Here is a 24,946-nt window from a genome sequence, read left to right on the forward strand (position 1 = left end):
CTCCAAAAATACTCATAACCTTAATTGTAATAATTTTCTCGCAACCTCATCTACTTCTGAAATATTTTCCCATTTTGTTGGCTTTTCTGCAATTCTCTTTATAAAAGGTATAATTGGTTCAAGTTTTTTATCTGTGAACATTGGTAATAGACATACGATTATCCAATATTTCCAATCATCATCTTGTTCCTCTGGGATAAGAATATCTATTATCAGTGGAGTAATAATTTCTTGATGTAATACCAATACAGGCAATATATCTTTTGCAACAGGCCAATTGTAATCTTGTATCCATTCTAAAAGCTTAAGACAAATAGGTTTTATCTCTTCATCAGATAATAATTTTAATTTTTCAATATTACAGTTATCAAACTTATCTTTTGGAAGTAGTTCTTCGACATTTTTCATAATCTATTTCTCCAGTCTAACACACAATAGTTGTCTTATCTTCAAGATAAACAAAAATCGTTTATGTTTAGATTCTAATATCTACATTTACAAATGTCAAACAAATTATAACTTAATATATTTGTATATAAGTACTAATTTTAAGTTAATCAAATATAATATTTGAAACTTTATCCCAGTTAATCGCTCTCGAATTATATTCAGGGTGTGATAATTTTACTACATGAGTTGAATTATTATAATTATAATAAATTGTAGTAGTACCATCAATTTGATTCCTCTTGTATCCTTGATAGCTAGCATTATTTGGCACTTTTTTTTCAATAAAACTATATGCAGATGAAGCATCAAGTATTTTTACTTTATTAGGAAACATTAACATAAAAAAAGTTATAAGAGCAAAAATACATATACATGTAATACTATACCATTTAATCCATTTCATACAATTCCTCCTATTTTACCAATATATACTATTATTATTTCCATATATTTATAATATTTATACATATGATAAAATTTTTAAATACTTACATATTAAGTGTAGAAGATTCAATTTTCTAAGTCTTATAAGGATACATAGTTTATTTTTATAAGTTAATAAATTTTTAAGGTTTTATTAAAGAAAAGTTTATTTTTAAAGATTACAATAAAGATAGTATTTATAAGGTCAAAAATATAAATTTTGGAGGGAGATAAATTAAAATTATGTGTACACTTTATCCGTTATTTTGTGCAATATTACCTTGTTTAATATACCAAATAATTGTTATAAGAAGAGTAAATTTAAAAGAAAAAAGGAATTTAGTAACACATCTAATATGGGTCTATGTTTTTTTGTTTTATATTTACTTAGCACTTAGCAAAGCAGGTATTGGAAGTATATGGGATATAGGTAGATATGGTGAAATTATTAGACTAGATGAAATAAATTTAATTCCATTTAGTTCAAGTGGTGCTTTAACCTACATTCTAAATATCATCATGTTTATGCCTTTAGGATTTTTACTTCCTTTGATTTGGAAAAGATTTAGAAATTTTATTAGCATATTATGTACTGGACTAAGCTTTTCATTGGCAATTGAGATTTGTCAATTATTTAATCATAGAACCACAGATATTGATGATTTGATGATGAATACTCTAGGTGCTATTTTGGGATACTTCATATGGATATGTATAGATAATTTATTTAATTATATAAGTAAAAAGACTATCTTTGCACATCGATATGAACAGATTCTTCAAGATGAAATTGCTGTTGAAGCTGATGATGATACAAATAGAAAAACTATTAACCTCCCTAAAAATGAAGCTATTATGTACTTAATATTAGCTGTTTTAGGAGAATTTCTATTGTATAATTTTTATATCACTTATTAGATAATTTAATGTATCTATTAGCTTTACATTTTATCTTAATATTTATGTACAAATAAAATACCCATTCTTACTACCTTAAGAACAGGGTATTTTATTCTTTAATATATTTAACAATAACTTTTTATCTTATTGATAATACCTATTTTCACTTTTCTGCTTGATTATAGCAAAAACAATATTTAAAATAAATTTTAATTATAATCACTTTCAACAAAATTATTAGAATAATTTTCAAATCTGAATAGCCTAATATAATAACCTTACTTAATTGGCATTTGAAATATTCGATTTACATTACATCTAACTTTATTAGCAGTTATATAATCATATTCAGTGCCATTCTCAATAAAATTTTGTATCTTATCTAATACTTGTATTGCTCTCTCTTTACTTTCATAACATCCTATCTTCCTAGTATTATACATATCTTCAAATGTTACATATATTTGATTATCATTTATTTCAATTTTACTAACTTTCATTAAATTAGTTTTATCCTGGCTTCTAATTATTATCATTTCAAATTCTCCAATATATTTAATTTATTTTTAAGTCATTTCCTTGTTATATACTATTTTGACATAATTAAAACTTTTACCATTACATATTTATATACCATCTTTCTCTTTTGAGAGTTTCTTTAATCCTAAAAGCCTTGCTAATTAGTTCTCTTTTTTATTTCCATAATAAATCATTTGTTGATTATTCCAACATCATTATACAATCTATTTCACTTAGTAAAACTTATCCTTACCACCCTTTCCATGTTGATTTATACATTTGGTAATTGTATTAATAAAAATTTTTATTCAAATCATTTGTATATTAAATCATCTATATCAAAACACAATATTTTACAACATATATATCTCTTTTCTATAAACTTATTTTTATATTTTCTTCAAATAAATGTATTATAGGATTTATTTTTAATATTTTCATTATTTTTTTAATAGCATCATTTTTAATTTTGATTTGTTTCCATTCAACATATCACCTCTCCATAAATTACCATTTGTATAATTTATATTATATATATACAAACGGTAATTATCAATCTTTTTTCTTATCTTTTTTCTTTTTTTATATATTTTTGGTAATTTTATTTTACTTTTCAGCAAAATAACTTATAATTTCGGTAAGGAGTGATGTACATATGGAAAGTTTAGGAGATAGAATAGCAAAGCTAAGAAAAGAGTTGAATATAAATCAAAAGGAACTTGCTACTAAAGTTGGTATAACTGAAGCTAGTTTATCACGTTATGAAAATAATCTGCGAGAACCTAAAAGTGAAATAATAGTAAGATTAGCAAAATCACTGAAGACATCTACAGATTATTTATTAGGTATAAATGAAAATACAAAAATAAATAGAGAAGACAAATTAATAATAGAAAGTTTATCAGTTAGTGAAAAAACAAAGCAGCTTTTAGAAAAGATATATTCACTTGAAGAAGAAGATAGAGAGGCTATAGAAAAAATGATTGATAATGCTTATATAAAGAGATTTTTAAAAGAAGAGAATTAGTTCTCTTCTTTTACTTTTTCCAATATTTCTAATAACAGTTCATAAAAATCAATATCTACACTCAATAAAAAATCTAATTTAATTCCTGTGTCTTTAATTTTTTCCTTTCTTATAATAGTAGTATTTGATTTTTCCACATACACCATCCCCCAGCGAACCTATGTTCTTAATTTTATTCAAAGATTCCCAACAAATTTTTAATAAAAATTATGTAATTATGATTTTTTCATTTCATAAAATATTTTTCTCTTATCCAAAATTTTCTTGGATAATTATCTTAACTATATAATAATACTTTTATTCTACAGATGCAATAAAAAACTCGTAATTATAACAAAAAAATCTATTATTGTAGAATTTTGTATATTTTTTATGTTTTTATATATTTTTTAAGATAATTCTTATTATAAAATTTTGTATAAATATATAAATTTTTATGTTTATTTAATCTACTTTTTAGTACTTGATAAAGTATAAAAAATACTGATAATTATAGTTTACTAACTATCATTATCAGTATTTTTTTACCATTTATAAACGTAATTAAAATCCACTTTCTAAAGAGGCTAGATTTACCTGACTACACTTCAAATTTTTCTCACAGAATACTATTTATCTTTTATTTATGTTATTCACTTTATATTTGTGTAGTAAAATTTATTTAGCTTTAAACTATTTTTATTATTGAGAGTTTAAGTTTTCATAACTTAATTATTGGAACTTAATTATTAATGAAAATAAAGTTAATTTTCATTATAAGTATTATCTTTTCAATATGTACTTACTATATAATTCTATTATTTATTTTCACTTTCCAGTTTTAATAAATAATCCTTTGTTTTTATTCCGCCCAAATAACCTCTTAAACTTCCATTAGAACCAATAAGCCTATGGCAAGGTATAAAAATAGAAATAGGATTTTTACTATTGGCTAACCCCACTGCTCTATATGATTTAGGTCTATTGATTGTATTCGCTAATTCTAGATAAGTTCTTGTTTCTCCATATGGAATTTTACAAAGTTCACTCCACACTTGTTTACTAAACTCACTTCCTGATGGATGTAATGGTAAATCAAATTTTTTTCTATCACCATTTAGATATTCACTTAGTTGTTTATTTGCATCTTTTATAATTTTAGTCTCTTTAACTGTATATTTTTCACAAGATAATTCTTGTATCCCAAAGAATAAATCTGTAATGTAATTATTTTCTTCTGATATTCCTATTTTCCCAATTTTAGTTTCATAGTAAAATATATTTTTCATTGAGCACTATATCCTTCCATATTTATTTTTATCTTCAGTTATGATTAATAGTTTTACTTATTTATATCATATATTTTATCAACTTTTACTAAAAAAACCTTACTATGTTTAAAAATATTTGTTTTATATAAAATCAATTAATACCCTATATTATATAAATAATAAAACTAATTATATTTTCCTTATTAAAACCATAAATATATAAATTAATTAACATTAATGAACAAGAAAGTCAGTAGAGCGTGATGTATCAAACCATACATTTTGCTCTACTGACTTTTATTACTTAACTAAAACTTCAATATTTTCATCTTGCCCATCTATAACTATAGTACATCCATTATATATATCTCCAGCAATAAGTTTTCTTGCAATTATAGTTTCTAATGTATTTCCTATATATCTCTTAAGAGGTCTTGCACCATACACAGGGTCATAACCTTCTCTCACCATTACATCTTTAGCTGAATCTGTAACCTCAATAGAAATATCTTTTTCTTTTAATCTATTTTTTAAATCTTCCATAAATATGTCTATAATTTTCTTGATATTATCTTGGTCTAAAGGTTTAAACATTATAATATCATCTACTCTATTTAGAAATTCAGGTTTAAATCTATGCTTCATCTCATTCATTACAAGACTGTTAGTAGTATCTGTTATATTTCCACCTGCTTCTAATAAATAATTACTTCCTATATTAGAGGTCATTATTATAAGAGTATTTTTGAAGTCTACAGTCTTACCTTTATTATCAGTAAGTCTACCATCATCTAATATTTGTAAAAACATATTAAATACATCTTCATGTGCTTTTTCTATCTCATCAAATAATATTACAGAATAAGGTGCACGTCTAACTGCTTCTGTAAGTTGTCCGCCCTCTTCATATCCTACATATCCTGGAGGAGGTCCTACTAATCTTGATACAGCATGTTTTTCCATATATTCAGACATGTCAATTCTAATTATATTGTCTTCACTATCAAATAAATTTCTAGCAAGAGTTTTTGCAAGTTCAGTTTTTCCAACTCCTGTAGGCCCTAAGAATATAAATGAACCAATTGGTTTTCTTTCATCTTTTAGGCCAGCTCTTGCACGTATTACTGCATTTGAAACTGCTGTAACAGCTTCATTCTGTCCAATAACTCTCTCATGAAGTTCATCTTCTAGCTTAAGTAGCTTTTCTCTTTCACCTTCGACTAATTTAGTTACTGGTATACCTGTCCACTTTGATACAATATTAGATATTTCTTCTTCTGTAACTTCTTCTTTTAAAAGTGAGTTTTCAGAACCATCATTCATACTTTCTTCATATTTCTTTATTTGCTCTTCTAATTTAGGTATTTCACCATATTTAACCTCTGCTGCTTTGTTAAAATCATATTCTCTTTCGTACTTTTCAGCTTTTCCTTTAGCTTCATCTAATTGAGATTTTAAATTTTTGATATCTAGTATTTGACTCTTCTCTTTTTCATATTTAGCAGTCATTTCATCATTTTTAGATTTTAACTCTGCTATTTCCTTTTGAATATCTTCTAATCTTGTCTTACTCTTATCATCATTTTCTTTAAGCAAAGCTTCTCTCTCAGTTTCTAGTGTAAATAATTTTCTTCTAACCACATCTAATTCTGTTGGCAATGAATCTATTTCACTACGAATCATAGCTCCAGCTTCATCTATTAAATCTATTGCTTTATCTGGTAAAAATCTATCTTGTATATATCTATGAGAAAGTTTTGCTGCTGCTACAATAGCATTATCATGAATTCTTACTCCATGATGTATCTCAAATCTTTCTTTAAGTCCTCTAAGTATAGATATTGTATCTTCAACAGTAGGTTCTTCTGCAATTACAGGTTGGAAACGTCTTTCAAGTGCTTTATCTTTTTCTATATATTTTCTGTACTCATCAAAAGTAGTTGCACCAATACAATTTAACTCTCCTCTTGCAAGCATAGGCTTAATCAGGTTACCTGCATCCATTGAGCCTTCTGTTTTACCAGCACCAACTATAGTATGAATCTCATCTATAAATAGAATGATTTTTCCATCAGAACTTTGAACTTCTTTTAAGACAGCCTTTAATCTTTCTTCAAATTCTCCTCTATATTTTGCACCAGCAATCAATGCACCCATATCAAGAGAAAATACTATTTTATCTTTTAATCCTTCTGGTACATCTCCTCTTACTATTCTCTCTGCTAAGCCTTCAACTATCGCAGTTTTACCTACACCTGGTTCACCAATTAATACAGGGTTATTTTTTGTTCTTCTTGATAAAATTCTTATAATTCTTCTTATTTCTTCATCTCTTCCAATTACAGGGTCTAATTTATTTTTTTTAGCTAAATCTACTAAATTTGTTCCATATCTAGCAAGTGCATCATATGTTCCTTCTGGGTCTTGCGTTTCTACCCTTTGACTACCTCTAACTTGTGATAAAACATTTAAAAAATCATTTTTATTTATATTATATTGTTTCAATATTTTACCAACAACTGATTTTGATTCTGTTTCCATCATTGCAAGCATAACATGTTCAACACTTATATATGAATCTTTAAATTCTTTAGAAATACTTTCTGCTTTTATAAGTACTTCATTTATTTTTCTAGTAGCTGACACTCCTTGTGAATCTGCTCCTTCTCCATATACTTTTGGAAGTTTATCCATTTCAAAGTTTACAGTATTTCTTAAAGAATCTATTGATATATTCATCTTTTCTACTATATTTGGTATTAATCCATCTTCTTGATTAATAAGTGCTGAAAAAAGATGAATTACATCTACTTGTTGGTTATGATTTTTTACTGCTTCATTATAAGCCTCATTTAAACTTTTTTGAACTCTTAAAGTCATTTTTTCTACGTCCATATAAATCCCTCCATTTTAATATTATATCCAAATAAATTAAATTCTCTCATTTATGATTATTGATTTTCTAAGCTCTAAAAGACTATCAAGCAAACTTTCATTTTTTTGTATGTCAAAACTTAATGTCAGATTAAAGGTTCCATCTGAATTAAAAAAATCAAACACTTCTTTTGATTTTGCTCTTAGATATAAATCTTCATCTATAAGTCTTTTTTCACCTATTAACAAATATTGGCACTTATCTATAAAACTCTTTCTAAAATCAATAGTATATAGATTTTCTAAAAGATTATATTGGTAAATTGCAATATTATTAAACACTTTTAATAAATTTGAATTTACAAAATTGTAAATTTGATTATCGTTATACAGTGATATTTGTTCATATATATACTCTCTAAATAAAGGATGAATGTTTTGTTTAAGTTTCAAAGTAACTTCAGCTGGTATTTCAAAATACAACTTCCAGTATTCAGAATTATTTTTTTCTAATATAAATGCTACTCTGTTTAAACTAGTGGGGCTAATCTCTTTTAATGTACATTCAAAATTATAATATCTCAAACTAGTTTCTTCATTTTCAAATACATAATCAAACCACTGTAGAACATTTCTATCAAGTTTTAAACTCATATAAAAACCTTCTTCCTTATTTACTAACCTTATTAGGTCTTTTTATCTGATTATATTCTTCTAGTAAACTTTCTTTATCAGCTTTATTTCCTTTATATGCTATATGTGGATTTATCATATACTCACCATTTTTTACTTTCTGTAAAAAATCTAATTTTTTTAGTTCTGTAAACAATGAAGACAAGGAAGTCTTTGGATATTCAAATTCGCAAGATAATTCATGTAGTGTTTTCCTAATCTTATTATTTTTATCCATAGAATTTATCAATTTTATTGGAATTAAATCTCTTTTAGTATACATTCCTTCTGCCACTTTGATATAATTTTTAAAGCAAACATTCATATATTTACTTTTGTTCATAACCAAATTTCTACTTTCTGTGTATTCTTGATTTAAATCTTTTTTTAATGCCTTATCTAAATTAAATATCTCTTCTCACTCTCCTTATCTCTAATTGATAATATAAATATATTACAAAAAAATATGTATGTCAAAAACAAAAATGGCAAAAGTTTATCTATAAGCTAAACTTTTATTTATCTATAAGCTAAACTTTATTGTTTTTTTAAATCAGTATTTTCAATTTATTGGTAAGATTTTTGAATAATATTTGTAAATTTTTTTTAAAAATTTTAATATGCTCAGTAAAATAATCTTTTCTACAGAGTAAAACCACTAAACACATAATATTTCCAATTATTTTTTTGTAAGTTTACTTGACATAGTATATATATATTTATATAATGTATATATACTATATATACAATTTAAGGAGGTGTTTAATTGAATATAGTTATTAGTAATTCAAGTGGCAAGCCAATATACGAACAAATTACTACACAAATTAAAAGTATGATTATAAGTGGAGAGTTGCCAGAAGGTACTGCTCTTCCAAGTATGAGATTATTAGCAAAAGAACTTAGAATAAGTGTAATTACTACAAAACGAGCATATAGTGATTTAGAACATGATGGATTTATTGAAACAGTTACTGGTAAAGGTAGTTTCGTATCTGGCAAAAATATGGATTTTGTTAAAGAAGAACAACTTCGTTTAATCGAAGAATACCTACAAAAAGCAGTTGATACAGCTCAAAGTAGTGGCATTACATATAATGAGTTACAAGATATTTTACTTTTATTATATAAGGGAGAATGATAATTATGGACGCAATAACTATAAAAAACCTAAACAAAGTTTACAAAAATTTTGCATTACAAGATGTATCTTTTTCAGTACCAAAAGGCTCTATAATGGGATTTGTAGGTGAAAATGGTGCAGGAAAAACTACTACACTAAAATCAATTTTAAATTTAATATCTTATGATAGTGGAAATATTGAAATCTTTGGCCTTGATAACATAAAAAATGAAAAAGAAATCAAAGAACAAATTGGTGTCGTATTTGAAGGAAGCAACTTTCATGAGAATTTAAATACAAATAATATCTCAAAAATTATGAGCCATATCTATAAAAACTGGGATGATAGACTATTTAAAGAATATTTAAAACAACTAAGAGTTCCAAATAATAAACTAATTAAAGAATTTTCAAAAGGTAATAAAATGAAACTTAGTATTGCTGTAGCTTTATCTCATAAACCAAAGTTATTAATATTAGATGAAGCAACTAGTTCACTTGACCCTATTGTAAGAGAAGAAATATTGGATATATTCTTAGATTTTATACAAGATGAAGAACATTCTATTATTTTATCTTCACATATTACAAGTGATTTAGACAAAATAGCAGATTATATTACATTTATACATAAGGGGAAAATTGTATTTAGCGAAAGCAAAGATGAATTAATCGATACTATGGGTATCTTAAAATGTAATTCTAATGATTTTGCTAAACTTACAAATGAAGATTATTTATATTATCGTAAAAGCCAGTTTGGATATGAAGTACTACTTAAAGATAAGTATAAATTTATTACAAAACATCCAAACCTTATAGTTGATAATACATCAATTGAAGAAATTATGTTATTTTATGTGAGAGGTGATAAATAATGAAGGGACTAATTTTAAAAGACTTACTTAATTTAAAAAGCAATATAAAATTTCTAATTTTATTTATGATTGTATTTGGATATATCTCTTCTGTTGGAGATGGAAATAACAGTAGTTTTATAGGTGTTATTATAGTTTTATGTACAACAATGATTGTTTCAACATTTTCATATGATGATTTAAATAAATGGGATAGCTATGTACTTACAATGCCTATCAAACGTGACACTATTGTATTAAGTAAATATTTAACTATGTTAATATTTAGCTTTATAGGTGTATTTTTTTCACTTATTATTAGCATTGTTAATGGATATTTTAAAAATACACTTGTTTTAGATGATACTTTAGTTATTACAGGATTAATTTTATCAATTTCAGTATGTTTTGCTAGCCTTATTTTACCACTTATTTATAAATTTGGTACAGAAAAAGCTCGTTTATTAATGATTGCATGCTTTTTACTTCCTACTGCTGCAATATTAGGATTTAAAAGTCTTTTGGAAAGATTTAATTCAAGTATTTCTATTGAAATTATACTTAATACTTTAGTTTATTCTCTTCCATTTATTGCGATTTTATTATTTGTAATTTCATATTTTATTTCTACAAAAATTTATTGTAAAAAAGAAGTGTAAAAGATATTAACACTAGTTTTATATTTAAGTGGTTTTATAAAAGATTTTATAAAAATACTATCAGGGTAAAATTTGATAGTATTTTTGTTTTTTATGAATTTATTTCTACTAGGATTTTTATTTTTTTATTATTTTTTTATTCAGTAACATCCTATTATTTTCTAAATATACTGATATAATATAATTATCTGATAAATTTAGTTGACAATTATATTTTTAGGAGGGTACACATGTTAGGACAAAGATGTATGGATTATTTACAAACATTAGGAAAAATAAGTTCAACAACAACAGGACTTACAAGACTTATATTAACTGATGAGCATAAAAAATCGATTGAATTAATAAGTTCTTGGATGAAAAATTTGAATCTTGATATTGAAATTGACGATATTGGAAATATTATAGGTACATATAAATCTAATTTCTTAAACGCACCTACATTAGTAGTTGCATCTCATCAAGATAGTGTAAAATGTGGAGGTATATTTGATGGAATGCTAGGAATAATTGTTCCTCTAATTGGACTTGAAGAATCTATAAATAATAATAAGTCTTATCCATTTAATATTAAATTAGTTGCATTTGCTGAGGAAGAAGGAACAAGATTTGAAACATCTCTAATGGGAAGTAAAGTTTTTGCTGGTACTTTTAAAGAGGAACTACTCAAATCTGTTGATGAAAATGGAATTACGCTTGAAGAAGCTGTAACAAAATTTGGATTTGATACTAAAAATTTAATAAATTTACACCCTAGAAAAGATATTGATGCTTATTTAGAATTCCATATCGAACAGGGACCTGTCTTAGAAAACAATGCTCTTCCTGCTGGTATTGTTTCAAGTATTACAGGATTTAAGAGTTTTAAAATATCAGTAAATGGCAAATCTGGCCATGCTGGAACACTCCCAATGGATATGCGATTTGATGCTGGATGTTGTGCTTGTGAATGTGTATTATCAATTGAAAATATAGCTAAGATAACGCCTGATTTAGTTGCTACAGTTGGAAAGATGAATTTCTATCCATCATCATCAAATGTAGTTCCTGAAAGGGTTGATTTTACTCTTGACGTCCGCTCATGTTCACAAGAAACTCTTGATACTTCAGTAATAAAAATATTTGATGAAATAACTCGCATATGTCAAAATAGAAAACTTAATTATACAAGTGAACTCTCTTTTGAAAATGTTCCTGTACCATGTTCTGATAAAATGACAAAAGTTATAGAAAAAAGTTTTGTGGATTTAAATCTCAACCCATTTTATATTTATAGTGGCGCTGGTCATGATGCTCAAGAAATGGATAATATAACTGATATAGGCATGGTATTTATAAGATGTACTGAAGGCATAAGTCATAATCCTAATGAAAATGTTACTGTGAATGATTTAGATATTGCAGTAAAAATATTTTTAAAAATACTAGATAATCTTAATCTAAAATAATTTTACAATAATACTCTTCATTCTGATGTATAAAAAAAGAAAATAAACATGAAAAAGGTAGCAACTAACTCTAATTGCTACCTTCTAATTCTATTTATATAAAAGTTGATTTCTCATCAATAATATCACATCTATCATTTCCATTAGATATATGTCTTACTTATAATTATACATTCTATTCGTAATTATCTCATTTTAAATAATATATATTATACAGTAAATATTTTTCTAATAATGACAATAAATATTCAAATTATTTTTAATATCTCCATTGATTTTTATCTATTTACCTTAAAAATATAAAGGATACCAAAGCTGATATCCCTTATAAATGTTATATATTCATTTTTTATTATAGTTCCAATTTAATATTCAACTTAACTCATAGAGTTAGAAAATTCCTCTCCTGCTGTAACAAGATTAGATAATAATACATCAGCCAGTGCATCATTAGCTGAACTTATTATCCATTTATTATCTTTCTTAGTACATTCAAACTCTACAGTTTTTGTTACAAAAGTTTCTTCAACACTTTTTTGCTTTTCTTTCATAATTGACACTAACATTTCAGTTGTTTTCTCATCTGTTAAATCTTGACCTGAAAAACTCATGCCAAGCATCTTTGTAAATGCTTCAGCCACTATTTCTTTAAGTAATGGTGTTGAATCTACAAACTTACACTCTACTTGAATTTTTGCATTATTATCTTTAATCTCACTGTCTTTTATTGTGTATGTTATTTTAGATGCATTATGTTTTAGATAATCTAAAACATACTGTGTACTTGGGTCTTCTGTTTCTAATTCTTTTAGTATATCCTTATATTTTTCATCATTATTTTCCATAACTTTGTTCATACCTTCAAAGTCAAATTTCTTTGCACTACTAAAAAAATTATTGATTGTATCTTCTGGTTTTGCACTTGAACATGCTGTCAAAGATATTGCTAATAAAAAAGTTGTTAAAAGTAATATGATTTTTTTCATATCTCAAATCCTCCCTCTTAATTTGTTGATACATAAATTATTTTAACATATAATGAGGATTTTTAATAATATATTTAGAATATTTATGACTTTTATCAAAACATAAATCTAGATTAAAAAATATTTATATTAAATTATTATTCATATTTACATCAGTCATAGTAGAAACCATAACAGCCTTTATAGTATGCATTCTATTTTCTGCCTCTTCAAATACTTTTGAATACTTGGAATTAAATACCTCGTCAGTAACCTCTAATTCTGATAATCCAAACTTTTCATAAATTTCTTGACCAACTTTAGTTTCTAAATCATGAAAAGCTGGAAGACAATGTAAAAATATAACATTTTCATTTTCAGTTTTCTTTATCATATCCATATTCACTTGATAATCTTTAAGTTGATTTATTCTCGCTTCATATTGTTCTTCTTCTCCCATAGAAACCCATACATCTGTATATATAACATCAGCACCCTTTACATCATCAATATTTTCAGTTAACAATATATCTCCTTTAGACTTTTTAGCTATTTCTTTCATATCTTCAACTAACTTTTCATTTGGCCAAAGTTCTTTAGGAGCAAGCGCTACAAAATGAATTCCCATTTTAGCACATCCTATCATCAATGAGTTACCCATATTATTTCTAGCATCCCCAACATAAACAAATTTAACTTTATTTAAATCTTTATCTACATTTTCAATTACTGTTAGAAAATCTGCAAGTATTTGAGTTGGGTGATATTCATCTGTAAGGCCATTCCAAACAGGTACTCCAGAGTATTTTGCTAAACTTTCAACTGTTTCCTGTTTAAATCCTCTAAATTCTATACCATCATAAAATCTTCCTAAAACTTTTGCTGTATCGGATACAGATTCTTTTTTACCCATATGGCAGTCATTGGGTCCTAGATAAGTTACATGAGCACCTTCATCATGAGCAGCCACCTCAAACGAACATCTAGTTCTTGTTGATGTCTTCTCAAACAATAATGCTATATTTTTACCTTGCAATAAATCTCCTTTTATACCAACCTTCTTCTTAGTTTTTAAATAACTAGATAAAGTTAATAAATATCTAATTTCCTCTTTTGTAAAATCCTTTAATGTTAAAAAACTCTTTCCTTTTAAACTTATATTATTCATATTGATTTTCCCCTTTTTGTAAATTTATTTAAATGCTATAAAATTTTTAGTTTCATATATTTTTATCTACTCTAATTCTCACCCTAACAATGAATCTTTTAATAACTTAATTATCTTCTAGTAATATATCTTTTAAAATTTCAAGAGCTTCATTTATCTCCTTGTAGCTAATAGTTAAAGGTGGTAAAAATCTAAGTACATTCTTTCCAGCAGTCAAAATAAGTAATCCTTTTTTTCTAGCTTTTTCTTCTATAGTGCTAGATTCAATAGTAGTTTCGATTCCTATCATCAAGCCCATACCTTTTGTCTTTACTACGATTGTACTATTAAAATTTTCAATAGATTTTCTTATATAATCTCCTTTTTCTAACACATCTTCATAAAATCCTTCTTTAGATATTTCATCTAACACAACAGAAGTTGCCACCATAGCTAATAAATTCCCTCCAAATGTTGTACCTTGGTCTCCTTTTCCTAAAACTTTTGAAAATTTTTCATTTACTAATACTCCTCCTATTGGTATCCCTGCGCCTAAACCTTTTGCAATTGTAACAATATCTGGTTTTACATCAAAATATTCATATCCAAAAAGTTTCCCCGTTCTTGCTATGCCACATTGAACTTCATCAAATATTACTGCTATGTCTTTTTCTTTACATATTTTTACAAGTTCTAAAATATAATCTTTTTCAAGAACATTAACTCCACCTTCACCTTGAACTGCTTCAAGAATTACTGCACAAACAGTTGAATCAATATTATTTTTAAAATCTTCAATATCGTTTTTTTCTACATATTTAAATCCTTCGGGAAGTGGATAAAAATATTTATGGTACTTATCCATACCAGTTGCCATCAAAGACATCATTGTTCTACCATGAAAAGAATCCTTTAAACTTATGATTGTCCCTCTTCCTTCACCATATTTATCACTACTGTACTTTCTTGCTATTTTAAAAGCAGTTTCATTTGCTTCTGTTCCAGAGTTACAAAAATATACTTTATCCAATCCACTTATATTAATTATTTTTTCTCCTACAGACAATACTGGACCATTGAAATATAAGTTTGATGTATGTAATAATTTGTCCACTTGCTCCTTTAAAGCAGTTTTTAAATTATTATTACTATATCCAAGAGAAGACACTCCGTATCCGCTTGTAAAATCTATATATTTATTGCCTTTAGTATCAAAAAAGCAACTACCTTCGCCATAATCTATAATAAAATCAGGTTGGCTATATGTATTTATGAAATATTCCTCCCATTTTGAAACTATATTATTGTTATTTATCTTCATTTTTATCATCCTCACTTAAGTTATAATCTTTTTTATATTTAACTTATTTTCTTATTCATTTTCTTTTCTTATTAATGTGCCTATTCCACTATCAGTAAATAACTCTGTTATTATAGAATGAGGAACTCTTCCATCTAAAATATGAACTCTATTTACCCCATTATTCAAAGCGTCTACACATCCATGTATCTTAGGTATCATGCCACCAGTAATTATACCTTCATCAAATAGCTTATCAACATCATCTAGTATAACTTCTGTTATCAATGACTTTTCTTCATCTGGATCTCTTAAAAGACCTGGCACATCAGTAAGAAGTATCAGCTTATCTGCATTTAATTCTTTAGCTATAGCTGATGCTGCTGTATCTCCATTTATATTATAGGTCTCACCATCTTCTCCTACTCCAATAGTTGCAATTACTGAAATATAGCCTGATTTCAAGCAAGATTCTATAAGTTCAACATTTACTTTCTTTATTTCTCCAACAAATCCTAGTTCATAATTTTTATATGGGTCACATAAAATCATATTATTATCTATCCCACAAAGCCCTACTGCTCTTCCGCCTTTTGTATGTATCTTGTTTACTAAGTCTTTATTTACCTTTCCAGCTAAGACCATTTTTACAATTTCCATAGTTTCTTCATCTGTATATCTAAGCCCATTTACAAATTTACTTTCTATATCTACTTTAGCAAGCATTTTATTGATTTCTGCTCCTCCACCATGTACTAAAACTATATTTATTCCAACATAACTCATAAGTACAAGGTCTTCCATAACAGACTCTTTTAAACCATCTTTTTTCATTGCACTTCCACCATACTTAACTACAATAGTTTTGCCTTGATGCTTTTCTATATATGGTAAAGCTTCTATCAGTGTATTTGCTTTTTCTATATCAATCATTAAGCATTTCCTCCTAGTTTCTATAACTTCCATTTATTCTTACATAATCATAACTTAAATCACATCCCCATGCATTTCCTCTAGCATTTCCCATGTTCAAATCTACTAATATACTTATTTCATCATCTTCAAGAATTTTTTTCGCTTTTTCTTCATTAAAATCCAACCCATTTCCCTGTTTACATACTTCTATATATCCTTTCATGCTTTCAAAAATAATATCTACTTTTTCCATATCTATTTCTTCACCCGCATATCCTAAAGCACACAATATTCTTCCCCAATTTGCATCAGCTCCAAATACAGCTGTCTTTACCAAGGAAGAAGATATAACTGTTTTTGCTAACTTTACTGCATGTTCTTCACTTAGTGCTCCATTTATATAGCATTCAATTAATTTTGTACATCCTTCTCCATCTTTAGCAACAAGTTTAGCAAGTTCTATACAAACATATGTAAGCGCACTTAAAAATACTTGATAATGTTCATCTTTTTCATCCATTCTCTCATTTTTCGCTTTTCCATTTGCCAAAATCATTACCATATCATTAGTACTTGTATCTCCATCTACACTAACTCTATTAAAACTTTTATCAACTGCACTTTTTAGAGCTTCTTTTAAGAGAACGCTATCGATATTTGCATCTGTCGTTATAAATCCCAATGTTGTTGCCATATTAGGATGTATCATTCCTGAACCTTTTGCCATACCTCCAATAGTTATTTTTTTATCTCCATACATTATTGCTACTGCTATTTCTTTCTTTATAATGTCAGTTGTCATAATTGCTTCTCTTGCTCCAATATGACCTTGTTTACTGAGATTACTTACTAACTCATCCATATTTTTTTCTATTAAATCTATATTTAGTGGTTTTCCTATAACACCAGTAGATGCAACCAAAACATCATCTTCTTTAATATTTAATTTTTCACTAGTAAATTTAGCCATTTTATATGCGTTTATAAGACCTTCTTTTCCATTAAATGTGTTAGCATTAGCACTATTGACTATAATCGCTTGTGCTTTTCCATTTTTAATATGCTCCTGTGTTACATAAACTGGATTTCCTTTAACTTTATTTTGAGTAACTACTGCTGCTGCATCACATAAAATATCTGAATAAACTAAAGCTAAGTCCCTCTTTTCTTTATTTTTTCTTAAGCCACAGTGAATTCCTGAAGCAACAAACCCTTCTGGAACTGTAACTCCACCTTTTATAATCTCCATTTTTATCCTCCTAATTATATGAGTTTAGTATTTTTCTATTCCTAAAATGCTGGTGCAATATGCTTTAAGCCTGTAGTCTCCTCAATTCCAAACATTATATTCATATTTTGTACGGCTTGCCCTGCTGCCCCTTTAATCATGTTGTCTATAGTTGAACAGATTATTAATGTATCTTTATTTTCATGTACTGATATTACACATTTATTTGAATATACAACATTTTTTAAAGAGGTTATCTTATCTAATGGGAGTATTTCTACAAATTTTTTATATTCATAATAATCAGTTAATTTTTTATGTATATCACCTATAGATACATTATCTTCTTTTATGCAGTATATAGTTGATAGTATCCCTCTATTTACTGGAATTAGATTTGGTGTAAAAACTACATCTACATCTTCTTTATACGCTTCACTTAGATTTTGTTCTATTTCTGGAGTATGTCTATGTTTTCCTATTTTATATGCAGTTATATTCTCATTAACTTCTGTAAAATGACTACTTGTTGATAACTCTCTACCAGCTCCTGTAAGACCTGATTTAGAATCAATTATTATATTATTATTTTTTATTAATTTAGAACTTAATAATGGCATCAATGGTAAAGAAATACTAGTAGGATAACATCCTGGATTTGCAACTATATCAGCACTTTTTATATCTTCTTGATATATCTCACTTAATCCATATACAGCTTTTTTGTGCAAAATTGTATCTATAAAAGATACTCCATACCATTTACTATATATTTTTTCATCTTTTATTCTGAAATCAGCACCTAAATCTATGACTTTCTTTTTAGATTCAATTGCTTTTATTGCAAACTTTTCACTTACACCATGTGGAAGAGCAGTAAATACAACATCACACATATCAATTACTTTTTCGTTTTCTATACATGTCATACTGTTTTCATAACCTATACTTGGGTATATATCAACTATGTTTTTGCCAATGTATGAATTTGAACCTATAGCTGTAACTTCTACTCCTTCATGATTTATTAGTAATCTTAGTAATTCTACACCAACATATCCAGTTGCTCCAATAATTCCAGCTTTTATTTTGCTCATTTTATTTCCTCCGTTTTATAATTATTTTAAGAATATTTCGAATTATTTTTTTAAATTAATATTATTATTTAATAATCATTTGATAATATATAAGTTTAAAACTATCTAACTAACAATAAAAAGCCCCTTAGCATTATAATGCTAAGAGGCGAATTTCCGCGGTACCACTCTTATTGGTAAAATTACAATTATAATAATTCTTATGAATTAAAAAGTATTTGCAAATGTATATTTAAAATTAAAAAAGCCTCTTGGTCAAAGACCAAGAGACGAATATACACCCGCGTTACCACTCTAATTGATAAGATAATCTTACCCACTCTAATCTCTTAAGGCGAGACTCACCAATTACCATACTACTAATTCTGGTAACTTCCTCCAAAGCTCTATTCACAATAAAATTCATTACTAGGCTTCCACCATCCCTAGCTCTCTATCAAATCCTTTTATGCTACTTTCTTTTTCATAGGATTTCAATTTCTTTTCTTGTTGTTTTATATAATAATTTATTTTTAGTAGTTTGTCAATATTATTTATAAATTTTTGGAAATTTTTTCTAGGTTGTTAATTTCCACCATTTTGTATCCGAGTTACGATATAACTTAAAACCACATCTTAATAAAACATTTTGTGAATCTGTATTGTAAGCATCAGTTTCAGCTATCACAGAAGAAACATTTGGTTGACTTAATCCCCAGCTACATATCTTTTTAATAGCTTCTGTCATATATCCTTGTTTTTTATAATCCTCACCTAATCCATAACCAATCTCAATTTCACCATAAGAATTTGGCACATCTTTAAAATCGGCTAATCCTATAATTGTACGGTTTTCATTTAACATAATAAACCAAAATGTATAAAACAATATATTTTTTTCATCTTTTTTAGCAATATTTAATTGTCCTTTTACAATATCATAAAAAAAACCAGTCATTGGTTCTGCACAATAAATGCATTCTAATTCCTTTTCTAATTCTGAATTATTGGAAGTCCAAAGTTCAAGTTGACGAAGTGATAGTGGAATTAGAGTTAATCTTTCTGTTTTTAATATCATTTTTTCTCCTTTTAAGAGAAAGACTAAAATTGTTATCAAAGAATTCTTAATCATACACAACAATCGTCTTTCTGCTGATTTTCTTTTTAATCTGATAAAAGCTCATCTATCACATGAAATTTCATTTATTAGTACTATTAGTTCTATATTTTCTAACAGGCTATAAAGTATATTAGTATCATAAATTTTACTACTCAATATCTTTTTTTATTTCTACAACATCCTCAATTTTACAATTGTAATTATTGAAAATAAAATTGATGGAAATTAACTGATAAAAGTATCATTATTAATTCAACACAGTTGAACAACAAGTGAGAATACATATAGATTTGTGTAAATATATATACATTCTAGCTTGATACTATATATGTGATAATTAGTTGCATAATATCGAGAATGATCTATATTTTTATAAGTTTAAGAATTATTTTTTAGAGAGTGTATTCCATTTATTAATACTTTAGAATCTATTTTTAAATATCTAGAATACATCCAAACAATTGGACTACGAAGCCTACCTCTAGAGCAAACAATTATTATCTTTTTACTATTGTTATCGCTAATAGATAGAAGCCTATCTTTTATTTTTTTACGATTTTTTATTAAACCATATAAGACAACAATTACTGCGATGGGTTTATTCCTGTGCAGGAAGTCATATTCTTTTTCATTAATAACAGAGATATTATGTTCTAATTTGGCTATACTACCATATTCTATCGATGTACGTACATCAACAGTTACTTCATCAACGATTTCACTATGTTTTATTAGATATTGTGGACATAATTTTTTCATGTATACATCTAAAGTCTGCATAAGTATCTCTCCTTAACTCTTTGCATAATATATTAATTTATTATACTATAAGCAAGTTCACCTTTACAGTTGTTTATTAATATAAATTTATAATTATTATAAAAATATCTTAAATATATCATAGGATTTATATGAAGCTTTTACAATTTAGAGTGGAAATCACACTCATTTAGGTTGAATGGATAGCACAAATAGTATATAAAAAACATTGATACATACACATATAATGTTAATATAAGTATATGGAGAATAAATATAGAAGAACTCAAACAACAGCAAAGGATACTACTATTAATGAAAAGCTTACAATAGATTTAAAATTACTTCCTTTCTTTTGAAATTTTCAAATAAATGAAATTATTCCTTCCCATGTAAGAAAGTGACAAAACTAATTATTAAAAGTTAATTACAGTCAAACATATCTAAAAACAATACACAACCATCTTGTTGCAATGTTTAGTTATTCTGTAAAATATTATAATTTGACTAGTGAATAAATATACTAACAATAGCAGAACATTTATGACATGAAAAAATTGAAACAACATGGAATGTATATTCTCATTTATGTCCAAACAAACACCTAAAAATTGCACAAAAACTAGAAGATTTAAATTTATATCTTATTTTAATTAAGTTTTAAAAACCTTTACTATCTAAAAATTTTTCAATTTTTTTTTCAGAAAGTATCTCATTAGTTATAAATTCTCCATTGAAAAAAAGACTATATGTAGTAAATGGTGCAGGAGCATTTTGTGCTTCTTTTGCTGTTTCAAATTTTATAAGATTTACTTCAACACCTCTAGCATTCGCAATTTTTTTTAAAATAGGAGTATATTTTGCAGTATGTGGACACTGATTACTGTAATATAAAACTATCCCATTCTCCTTTGATTTACTTTGTTTTACACAATCTTTAAAGCATGGAATAGGTGCATTATCAGTAAATGGAAAATACAATAACTCATAACTTGGTTCTGATGTATCTGCCAGATAAAATCCTTTATATTTTAAATACTTAGAATCAGATAAAAATGGTAGCTTTTTTTCAGATGAAAGTACAACTAACCCATATTTTCCTTTTGACTTTGCATCATCAATGCATTTTTGTAGTAATAAATTAGAGTATCCTTGTCCTTTAAATTTTCCAGATACCCAGAAACAATTAATATACATATAATTATCTGCAGTAATAGGACACCATGCATTTTCTGCTGGTATATATTCTATAAAAACTTTACCTCTTTCATCTAATCTTTTAAATACAAGACCTTTGTCAAAATTACTTTTCATCCAATATTTTTTAGAAGAAACACAGTTTTCTCCCTTTTTTTCAGTAATTGCACAACATACATGTTCATTATCAATATTATTTGAATTTATATCTATAATCTGCATATTACCTCTCCTTCTCTCTTTACAAAATAGTTTTCATATATATACTATATCTTTAATTGTACTATTATATATATGACACTTATATGTCATATATATTTTCATTTTATATTAAATTATTTCAAATTTATCATTATTAAATTATATGTAAAATTAAATAAATTTTTATGTTCTAACTATATTATATATGGATTGTTTTATTAATCACCTTTAAATTCAAATTTAATAAAACAATTTATATTGAAATAAATATATTTAAGGTATATAATTATAAGAAAAATTTTTAATAATAGAGGTGTTGTTTATAATGTGTGAAAAGTACCTAATAAGAGAATTAAAAGAACCTGATATTAGAAGTGCATTGAATTTAATTTGGAATGTATTTGAAGAATTTGAGTCTCCAGATTATTGTGCTGAAGGAATTAAGTCATTCCATGAATTTATAGAATATAACTCTATTATTGAAAAAGTCAAAGAAAAATCTATTTTCTTTTGGGGCTGTTTTGATTGTGAAAAGTTAATTGGGGTTTTAGCTATCAGAGACCTAAATCATATATGTATGTTATTTGTAGATAAAAATTATCACAAATGTGGTGTTGCAAAAAAATTAATGGCTATAGGTGTAAAGTATTGTACTGAAAACAGAGATGATTTAACTGAAGTAACTGTAAATTCATCCCCTTATGCTGTTGAAGTTTACCATAAATTAGGATTTAAAAATACTAATGCTGAACAGATTGTCAATGGTATACGTTTTACTCCAATGAAACTATCAATATCAAATTAATTTAACAAAGAAATATATCAAAAGCAAATCCACTTAAAGTTTTTAAAGTTGATTTGCTTTTAGATTAAATTTTTAAAGTACACTATTTTTCTTTAAGTTTTAAGTAATATACTTTGAAAGAATCTTCTAGCAAAGACATTAATATTTATTTTTTTACTTCTTATTTTCTAATCCAATCTATTAATTAAATCAACTATATTATAATTTATTGATATATATGTAATGTTGATTATTAATTCTATCATTTACATTAATATTTAGCGATATATTTAGTCATACTTTTTATGAATACCTAATAGTACAGTATCAACAGTGTCAGATAGACTTTTTATGGCTTCTTCTGAATCTAAAAGAGCTTTTCCAAGTTGCAAAGTTGAATATCCATGAATCACACTCATCAACAAATTTAATACTTCATCTATATTCTTTGTTCTTAAATTACAAGAAAGAATAAGTTTTTCTAATAGCGATTTATATTCTTCAAATATCTCTGATGTTTCTTTGTTCCCATGCCAAATAGCCCATTGAATTGTTTCATAAACCCCAGGATGAGCAATTATAAAATTAAAATATGCAATACTTACAGACTTTATAGCTGTATCTCCAGAATCACCAATAGCAACTTTCTCCATCTGTTTATTCATTTTCCTCATACCATTATGAGCAACCTCTCTCAACAAATCATCTAAGCTTTCTATATGATTATATAAAGAAGGTGTACGTATACTTAGTTTTTCTGCAACAACTTTTAAAGAAAGCTTGTTAAGCCCATCTTTATCAGCTATATCAGATGCTACCTGTATTACTATATCTCTACTAACACGCATGATTATACCTCTCTCAACTAAAATTAATTACTTTATTAGTTTAACTAATCTAATTAGCTTCGTCAACAATTAAGACTTATAAAAAACTTTATATTGAGTGCAATGTTGACAATTTAATTTTAGTTTAATATAATACTAACTATATTAGTATTATAACTAATTAAATTAGTATTATAGATAATTAAATTAGAATATTACAGTATAATTTTATAGTTTAATAGATATATCAATAGATACTATATATTAAACTGAAGGGAGATTTTTATGGAAAAGAAATATTTTCAAATTCATGGAATTCCTTCAATTCTTTGGGGAAATCCTTCAAACAAATTGTATATTTATATACACGGACAATGTGGTTATAAAGAAGAAGCCGAAATTTTTGCTAATATCGCTGTTAATCATGGATGGCAGGTTTTAAGCATTGATTTACCTAAACATGGAGAACGTAAAGAAGAAAACATTTCGTTTGACCCATGGAATGTTGTTCCAGAGTTATTAGCTATAATGAAATATGCAAAATCTAATTGGAATCAAATTGCATTATATGCAAATAGTATTGGTGCATGGTTTAGTATGTTAAGTTTTGAAAATGAGAATCTGGAAGAGTGTGTTTTTGTATCTCCAATTCTCGATATGCAACAACTTATTTCTAATATGATGCTTTGGGCAAATGTATCAGAAGAACAACTTAAACATGAACTAATTATTCCAACTTCATTTGGTCATACACTTTCATGGGAATATCTGCAATATGTCAAAAAACATCCTATTACTAAATGGAACACTACAACAAGAATACTATATGGTAAACATGACGAACTTACAGAACTAAGTGTGGTAGAGAAATTTACACGCCATTTTAATTGTAATTTAACAGTTATAGAAAACGGGGAGCATTGGTTTAATACACAAGAGCAATTAAAAGTATTAAATAAATGGACAAATACTTTATTTGAATGAAGATAATTTCATTATTACTATTTATCTATAAATTAGAATAATTATTCTATCAATTCACTTTATTTTAGTATCATTAAAATAAGCGATAATAAAGCTAAAATTATTCCAACTAGCATAATATTATTTAATATTTTAGAACTTATATTCTTTTTCATATAAACTTACCACCTTAATATTTTTATTTATATATACAATAATATTTTTATATTTTAATCAATATTTTTTTATTGAAAAACAATAA

General features: G+C 26.2%; 26 protein-coding genes and 1 other annotated feature. Of the genes, 8 read left to right on the forward strand and 18 right to left on the reverse strand.

The window, feature by feature from the left end; translation table 11 throughout:
• Positions 1 to 12: 12 nt before the first annotated feature.
• Positions 13 to 408, reverse strand: a complete 396-nt coding sequence (locus IC218_RS05270) for a DUF5071 domain-containing protein (RefSeq protein ID WP_227823975.1) — start codon at positions 406 to 408, stop codon at positions 13 to 15.
• Positions 409 to 553: 145 nt separating this feature from the next.
• Entirely contained in the window at positions 554 to 853 is a 300-nt protein-coding gene (locus IC218_RS05275; protein ID WP_227435077.1) for a hypothetical protein, read from the reverse strand.
• Between the two features lie 263 nt (positions 854 to 1,116).
• Between IC218_RS05275 and IC218_RS05280 the strand changes: the two genes are divergently transcribed.
• Positions 1,117 to 1,791, forward strand: coding sequence for a VanZ family protein (locus tag IC218_RS05280; RefSeq protein WP_227482609.1), 675 nt, complete (start codon positions 1,117 to 1,119; stop codon positions 1,789 to 1,791).
• Between the two features lie 260 nt (positions 1,792 to 2,051).
• Here IC218_RS05280 and IC218_RS05285 read toward each other — a convergent pair whose 3' ends face one another.
• Positions 2,052 to 2,309, reverse strand: coding sequence for a hypothetical protein (locus IC218_RS05285; protein ID WP_227435074.1), 258 nt, complete (start codon positions 2,307 to 2,309; stop codon positions 2,052 to 2,054).
• A 638-nt stretch (positions 2,310 to 2,947) separates the two neighbouring features.
• Between IC218_RS05285 and IC218_RS05290 the strand changes: the two genes are divergently transcribed.
• A complete protein-coding gene (locus IC218_RS05290; RefSeq protein ID WP_227435072.1) occupies positions 2,948 to 3,319 on the forward strand; it encodes a helix-turn-helix domain-containing protein in 372 nt (123 codons plus the stop codon).
• Here the strand turns inward: IC218_RS05290 and IC218_RS05295 are convergent.
• The 5 genes from IC218_RS05295 to IC218_RS05315 form a co-directional block, all read right to left on the reverse strand.
• The gene (locus tag IC218_RS05295; protein ID WP_227435245.1) at positions 3,316 to 3,456 is read right to left on the reverse strand and encodes a hypothetical protein; all 141 of its coding nucleotides are present in this window, start codon (positions 3,454 to 3,456) and stop codon (positions 3,316 to 3,318) included. The genes IC218_RS05290 and IC218_RS05295 overlap by 4 nt on opposite strands.
• Positions 3,457 to 4,116: 660 nt before the next feature.
• A complete protein-coding gene (locus tag IC218_RS05300) occupies positions 4,117 to 4,587 on the reverse strand; it encodes a methylated-DNA--[protein]-cysteine S-methyltransferase (RefSeq protein ID WP_227435071.1) in 471 nt (156 codons plus the stop codon).
• 282 nt (positions 4,588 to 4,869) lie between these two features.
• The gene (gene clpB / locus IC218_RS05305) at positions 4,870 to 7,464 is read right to left on the reverse strand and encodes an ATP-dependent chaperone ClpB (protein ID WP_227435070.1); all 2,595 of its coding nucleotides are present in this window, start codon (positions 7,462 to 7,464) and stop codon (positions 4,870 to 4,872) included.
• A gap of 36 nt (positions 7,465 to 7,500) precedes the next feature.
• Entirely contained in the window at positions 7,501 to 8,097 is a 597-nt protein-coding gene (locus tag IC218_RS05310) for a hypothetical protein (RefSeq protein ID WP_227435068.1), read from the reverse strand.
• A 16-nt stretch (positions 8,098 to 8,113) separates the two neighbouring features.
• Positions 8,114 to 8,458 carry a replication/maintenance protein RepL gene (locus IC218_RS05315; protein ID WP_227435067.1) on the reverse strand — a complete coding sequence of 115 codons (345 nt, stop codon included), beginning with the start codon at positions 8,456 to 8,458 and terminating at the stop codon, positions 8,114 to 8,116.
• A gap of 423 nt (positions 8,459 to 8,881) precedes the next feature.
• Between IC218_RS05315 and IC218_RS05320 the strand changes: the two genes are divergently transcribed.
• From IC218_RS05320 to IC218_RS05335, 4 genes are all read left to right on the forward strand, one after another.
• On the forward strand, positions 8,882 to 9,256 hold the full coding sequence (locus IC218_RS05320; RefSeq protein WP_227435065.1) for a GntR family transcriptional regulator: 375 nt from the start codon (positions 8,882 to 8,884) through the stop codon (positions 9,254 to 9,256).
• Entirely contained in the window at positions 9,253 to 10,116 is an 864-nt protein-coding gene (locus IC218_RS05325; protein ID WP_227435063.1) for an ABC transporter ATP-binding protein, read from the forward strand. The genes IC218_RS05320 and IC218_RS05325 overlap by 4 nt, the downstream gene beginning before the upstream one ends.
• Complete coding sequence (locus IC218_RS05330) at positions 10,116 to 10,754, forward strand: ABC-2 transporter permease (protein ID WP_227435062.1); 639 nt, start codon at positions 10,116 to 10,118, stop codon at positions 10,752 to 10,754. Before IC218_RS05325 ends, IC218_RS05330 begins: the two co-directional genes overlap by 1 nt.
• Before the next feature lie 230 nt (positions 10,755 to 10,984).
• Positions 10,985 to 12,202 (forward strand): M20 family metallo-hydrolase, encoded by a 1,218-nt coding sequence (locus tag IC218_RS05335; RefSeq protein ID WP_227435060.1) that lies wholly within the window; start codon positions 10,985 to 10,987, stop codon positions 12,200 to 12,202.
• A gap of 377 nt (positions 12,203 to 12,579) precedes the next feature.
• Here IC218_RS05335 and IC218_RS05340 read toward each other — a convergent pair whose 3' ends face one another.
• The 9 genes from IC218_RS05340 to IC218_RS05380 all read right to left on the reverse strand — a co-directional run bounded on the left by IC218_RS05340 (position 12,580) and on the right by IC218_RS05380 (position 22,131).
• Positions 12,580 to 13,188, reverse strand: coding sequence for a DUF4878 domain-containing protein (locus IC218_RS05340; protein WP_227482605.1), 609 nt, complete (start codon positions 13,186 to 13,188; stop codon positions 12,580 to 12,582).
• Positions 13,189 to 13,312: 124 nt separating this feature from the next.
• Entirely contained in the window at positions 13,313 to 14,335 is a 1,023-nt protein-coding gene (argF, locus tag IC218_RS05345; protein WP_227435057.1) for an ornithine carbamoyltransferase, read from the reverse strand.
• A 106-nt stretch (positions 14,336 to 14,441) separates the two neighbouring features.
• Positions 14,442 to 15,635 carry an aspartate aminotransferase family protein gene (locus tag IC218_RS05350; RefSeq protein WP_255613184.1) on the reverse strand — a complete coding sequence of 398 codons (1,194 nt, stop codon included), beginning with the start codon at positions 15,633 to 15,635 and terminating at the stop codon, positions 14,442 to 14,444.
• A gap of 51 nt (positions 15,636 to 15,686) precedes the next feature.
• Positions 15,687 to 16,547: an acetylglutamate kinase gene (gene argB / locus IC218_RS05355; RefSeq protein WP_227435056.1), complete on the reverse strand. Its 861-nt coding sequence runs from the start codon at positions 16,545 to 16,547 to the stop codon at positions 15,687 to 15,689.
• A 13-nt stretch (positions 16,548 to 16,560) separates the two neighbouring features.
• The gene (gene argJ, locus IC218_RS05360; RefSeq protein ID WP_227435055.1) at positions 16,561 to 17,778 is read right to left on the reverse strand and encodes a bifunctional glutamate N-acetyltransferase/amino-acid acetyltransferase ArgJ; all 1,218 of its coding nucleotides are present in this window, start codon (positions 17,776 to 17,778) and stop codon (positions 16,561 to 16,563) included.
• Positions 17,779 to 17,819: 41 nt separating this feature from the next.
• On the reverse strand, positions 17,820 to 18,854 hold the full coding sequence (gene argC / locus IC218_RS05365; protein WP_227435054.1) for an N-acetyl-gamma-glutamyl-phosphate reductase: 1,035 nt from the start codon (positions 18,852 to 18,854) through the stop codon (positions 17,820 to 17,822).
• 262 nt (positions 18,855 to 19,116) lie between these two features.
• Positions 19,117 to 19,330: a binding site (T-box leader), on the reverse strand.
• 80 nt (positions 19,331 to 19,410) lie between these two features.
• Positions 19,411 to 19,911 (reverse strand): GNAT family N-acetyltransferase, encoded by a 501-nt coding sequence (locus IC218_RS05370; RefSeq protein WP_227435052.1) that lies wholly within the window; start codon positions 19,909 to 19,911, stop codon positions 19,411 to 19,413.
• A 420-nt stretch (positions 19,912 to 20,331) separates the two neighbouring features.
• Positions 20,332 to 20,733 (reverse strand): hypothetical protein, encoded by a 402-nt coding sequence (locus IC218_RS05375; protein ID WP_227823976.1) that lies wholly within the window; start codon positions 20,731 to 20,733, stop codon positions 20,332 to 20,334.
• 639 nt (positions 20,734 to 21,372) lie between these two features.
• Positions 21,373 to 22,131: an N-acetyltransferase gene (locus tag IC218_RS05380; protein ID WP_227823977.1), complete on the reverse strand. Its 759-nt coding sequence runs from the start codon at positions 22,129 to 22,131 to the stop codon at positions 21,373 to 21,375.
• Between the two features lie 304 nt (positions 22,132 to 22,435).
• Between IC218_RS05380 and IC218_RS05385 the strand changes: the two genes are divergently transcribed.
• A complete protein-coding gene (locus IC218_RS05385; protein WP_227435044.1) occupies positions 22,436 to 22,915 on the forward strand; it encodes a GNAT family N-acetyltransferase in 480 nt (159 codons plus the stop codon).
• Between the two features lie 269 nt (positions 22,916 to 23,184).
• Here IC218_RS05385 and IC218_RS05390 read toward each other — a convergent pair whose 3' ends face one another.
• Positions 23,185 to 23,742, reverse strand: a complete 558-nt coding sequence (locus IC218_RS05390) for a TetR/AcrR family transcriptional regulator (protein ID WP_227435043.1) — start codon at positions 23,740 to 23,742, stop codon at positions 23,185 to 23,187.
• Positions 23,743 to 24,006: 264 nt separating this feature from the next.
• On the opposite strand from IC218_RS05390, the gene IC218_RS05395 reads away from it, so the two are divergent.
• Positions 24,007 to 24,705, forward strand: a complete 699-nt coding sequence (locus IC218_RS05395) for an alpha/beta hydrolase (protein WP_227823978.1) — start codon at positions 24,007 to 24,009, stop codon at positions 24,703 to 24,705.
• Positions 24,706 to 24,946: the final 241 nt, after the last annotated feature.

It is taken from the genome of Clostridioides sp. ES-S-0005-03 (assembly GCF_020658455.1).
In the GTDB taxonomy this organism is placed as follows: domain Bacteria; phylum Bacillota; class Clostridia; order Peptostreptococcales; family Peptostreptococcaceae; genus Clostridioides.

Bases quoted from the DNA above. Each gene is read 5' to 3' on its own strand.
- IC218_RS05270 (WP_227823975.1), bottom strand. From the start codon at position 408: ATGAAAAATGTCGAAGAACTACTTCCAAAAGATAAGTTTGATAACTGT.
- IC218_RS05275 (WP_227435077.1), bottom strand. From the start codon at position 853: ATGAAATGGATTAAATGGTATAGTATTACATGTATATGTATTTTTGCT.
- IC218_RS05280 (WP_227482609.1), top strand. From the start codon at position 1,117: ATGTGTACACTTTATCCGTTATTTTGTGCAATATTACCTTGTTTAATA.
- IC218_RS05285 (WP_227435074.1), bottom strand. From the start codon at position 2,309: ATGATAATAATTAGAAGCCAGGATAAAACTAATTTAATGAAAGTTAGT.
- IC218_RS05290 (WP_227435072.1), top strand. From the start codon at position 2,948: ATGGAAAGTTTAGGAGATAGAATAGCAAAGCTAAGAAAAGAGTTGAAT.
- IC218_RS05300 (WP_227435071.1), bottom strand. From the start codon at position 4,587: ATGAAAAATATATTTTACTATGAAACTAAAATTGGGAAAATAGGAATA.
- clpB (WP_227435070.1), bottom strand. From the start codon at position 7,464: ATGGACGTAGAAAAAATGACTTTAAGAGTTCAAAAAAGTTTAAATGAG.
- IC218_RS05310 (WP_227435068.1), bottom strand. From the start codon at position 8,097: ATGAGTTTAAAACTTGATAGAAATGTTCTACAGTGGTTTGATTATGTA.
- IC218_RS05315 (WP_227435067.1), bottom strand. From the start codon at position 8,458: ATGAACAAAAGTAAATATATGAATGTTTGCTTTAAAAATTATATCAAA.
- IC218_RS05325 (WP_227435063.1), top strand. From the start codon at position 9,253: ATGATAATTATGGACGCAATAACTATAAAAAACCTAAACAAAGTTTAC.
- IC218_RS05330 (WP_227435062.1), top strand. From the start codon at position 10,116: ATGAAGGGACTAATTTTAAAAGACTTACTTAATTTAAAAAGCAATATA.
- IC218_RS05335 (WP_227435060.1), top strand. From the start codon at position 10,985: ATGTTAGGACAAAGATGTATGGATTATTTACAAACATTAGGAAAAATA.
- IC218_RS05340 (WP_227482605.1), bottom strand. From the start codon at position 13,188: ATGAAAAAAATCATATTACTTTTAACAACTTTTTTATTAGCAATATCT.
- argF (WP_227435057.1), bottom strand. From the start codon at position 14,335: ATGAATAATATAAGTTTAAAAGGAAAGAGTTTTTTAACATTAAAGGAT.
- IC218_RS05350 (WP_255613184.1), bottom strand. From the start codon at position 15,635: ATGAAGATAAATAACAATAATATAGTTTCAAAATGGGAGGAATATTTC.
- argB (WP_227435056.1), bottom strand. From the start codon at position 16,547: ATGATTGATATAGAAAAAGCAAATACACTGATAGAAGCTTTACCATAT.
- argJ (WP_227435055.1), bottom strand. From the start codon at position 17,778: ATGGAGATTATAAAAGGTGGAGTTACAGTTCCAGAAGGGTTTGTTGCT.
- argC (WP_227435054.1), bottom strand. From the start codon at position 18,854: ATGAGCAAAATAAAAGCTGGAATTATTGGAGCAACTGGATATGTTGGT.
- IC218_RS05370 (WP_227435052.1), bottom strand. From the start codon at position 19,911: ATGATATTAAAAACAGAAAGATTAACTCTAATTCCACTATCACTTCGT.
- IC218_RS05375 (WP_227823976.1), bottom strand. From the start codon at position 20,733: ATGCAGACTTTAGATGTATACATGAAAAAATTATGTCCACAATATCTA.
- IC218_RS05380 (WP_227823977.1), bottom strand. From the start codon at position 22,131: ATGCAGATTATAGATATAAATTCAAATAATATTGATAATGAACATGTA.
- IC218_RS05385 (WP_227435044.1), top strand. From the start codon at position 22,436: ATGTGTGAAAAGTACCTAATAAGAGAATTAAAAGAACCTGATATTAGA.
- IC218_RS05390 (WP_227435043.1), bottom strand. From the start codon at position 23,742: ATGCGTGTTAGTAGAGATATAGTAATACAGGTAGCATCTGATATAGCT.
- IC218_RS05395 (WP_227823978.1), top strand. From the start codon at position 24,007: ATGGAAAAGAAATATTTTCAAATTCATGGAATTCCTTCAATTCTTTGG.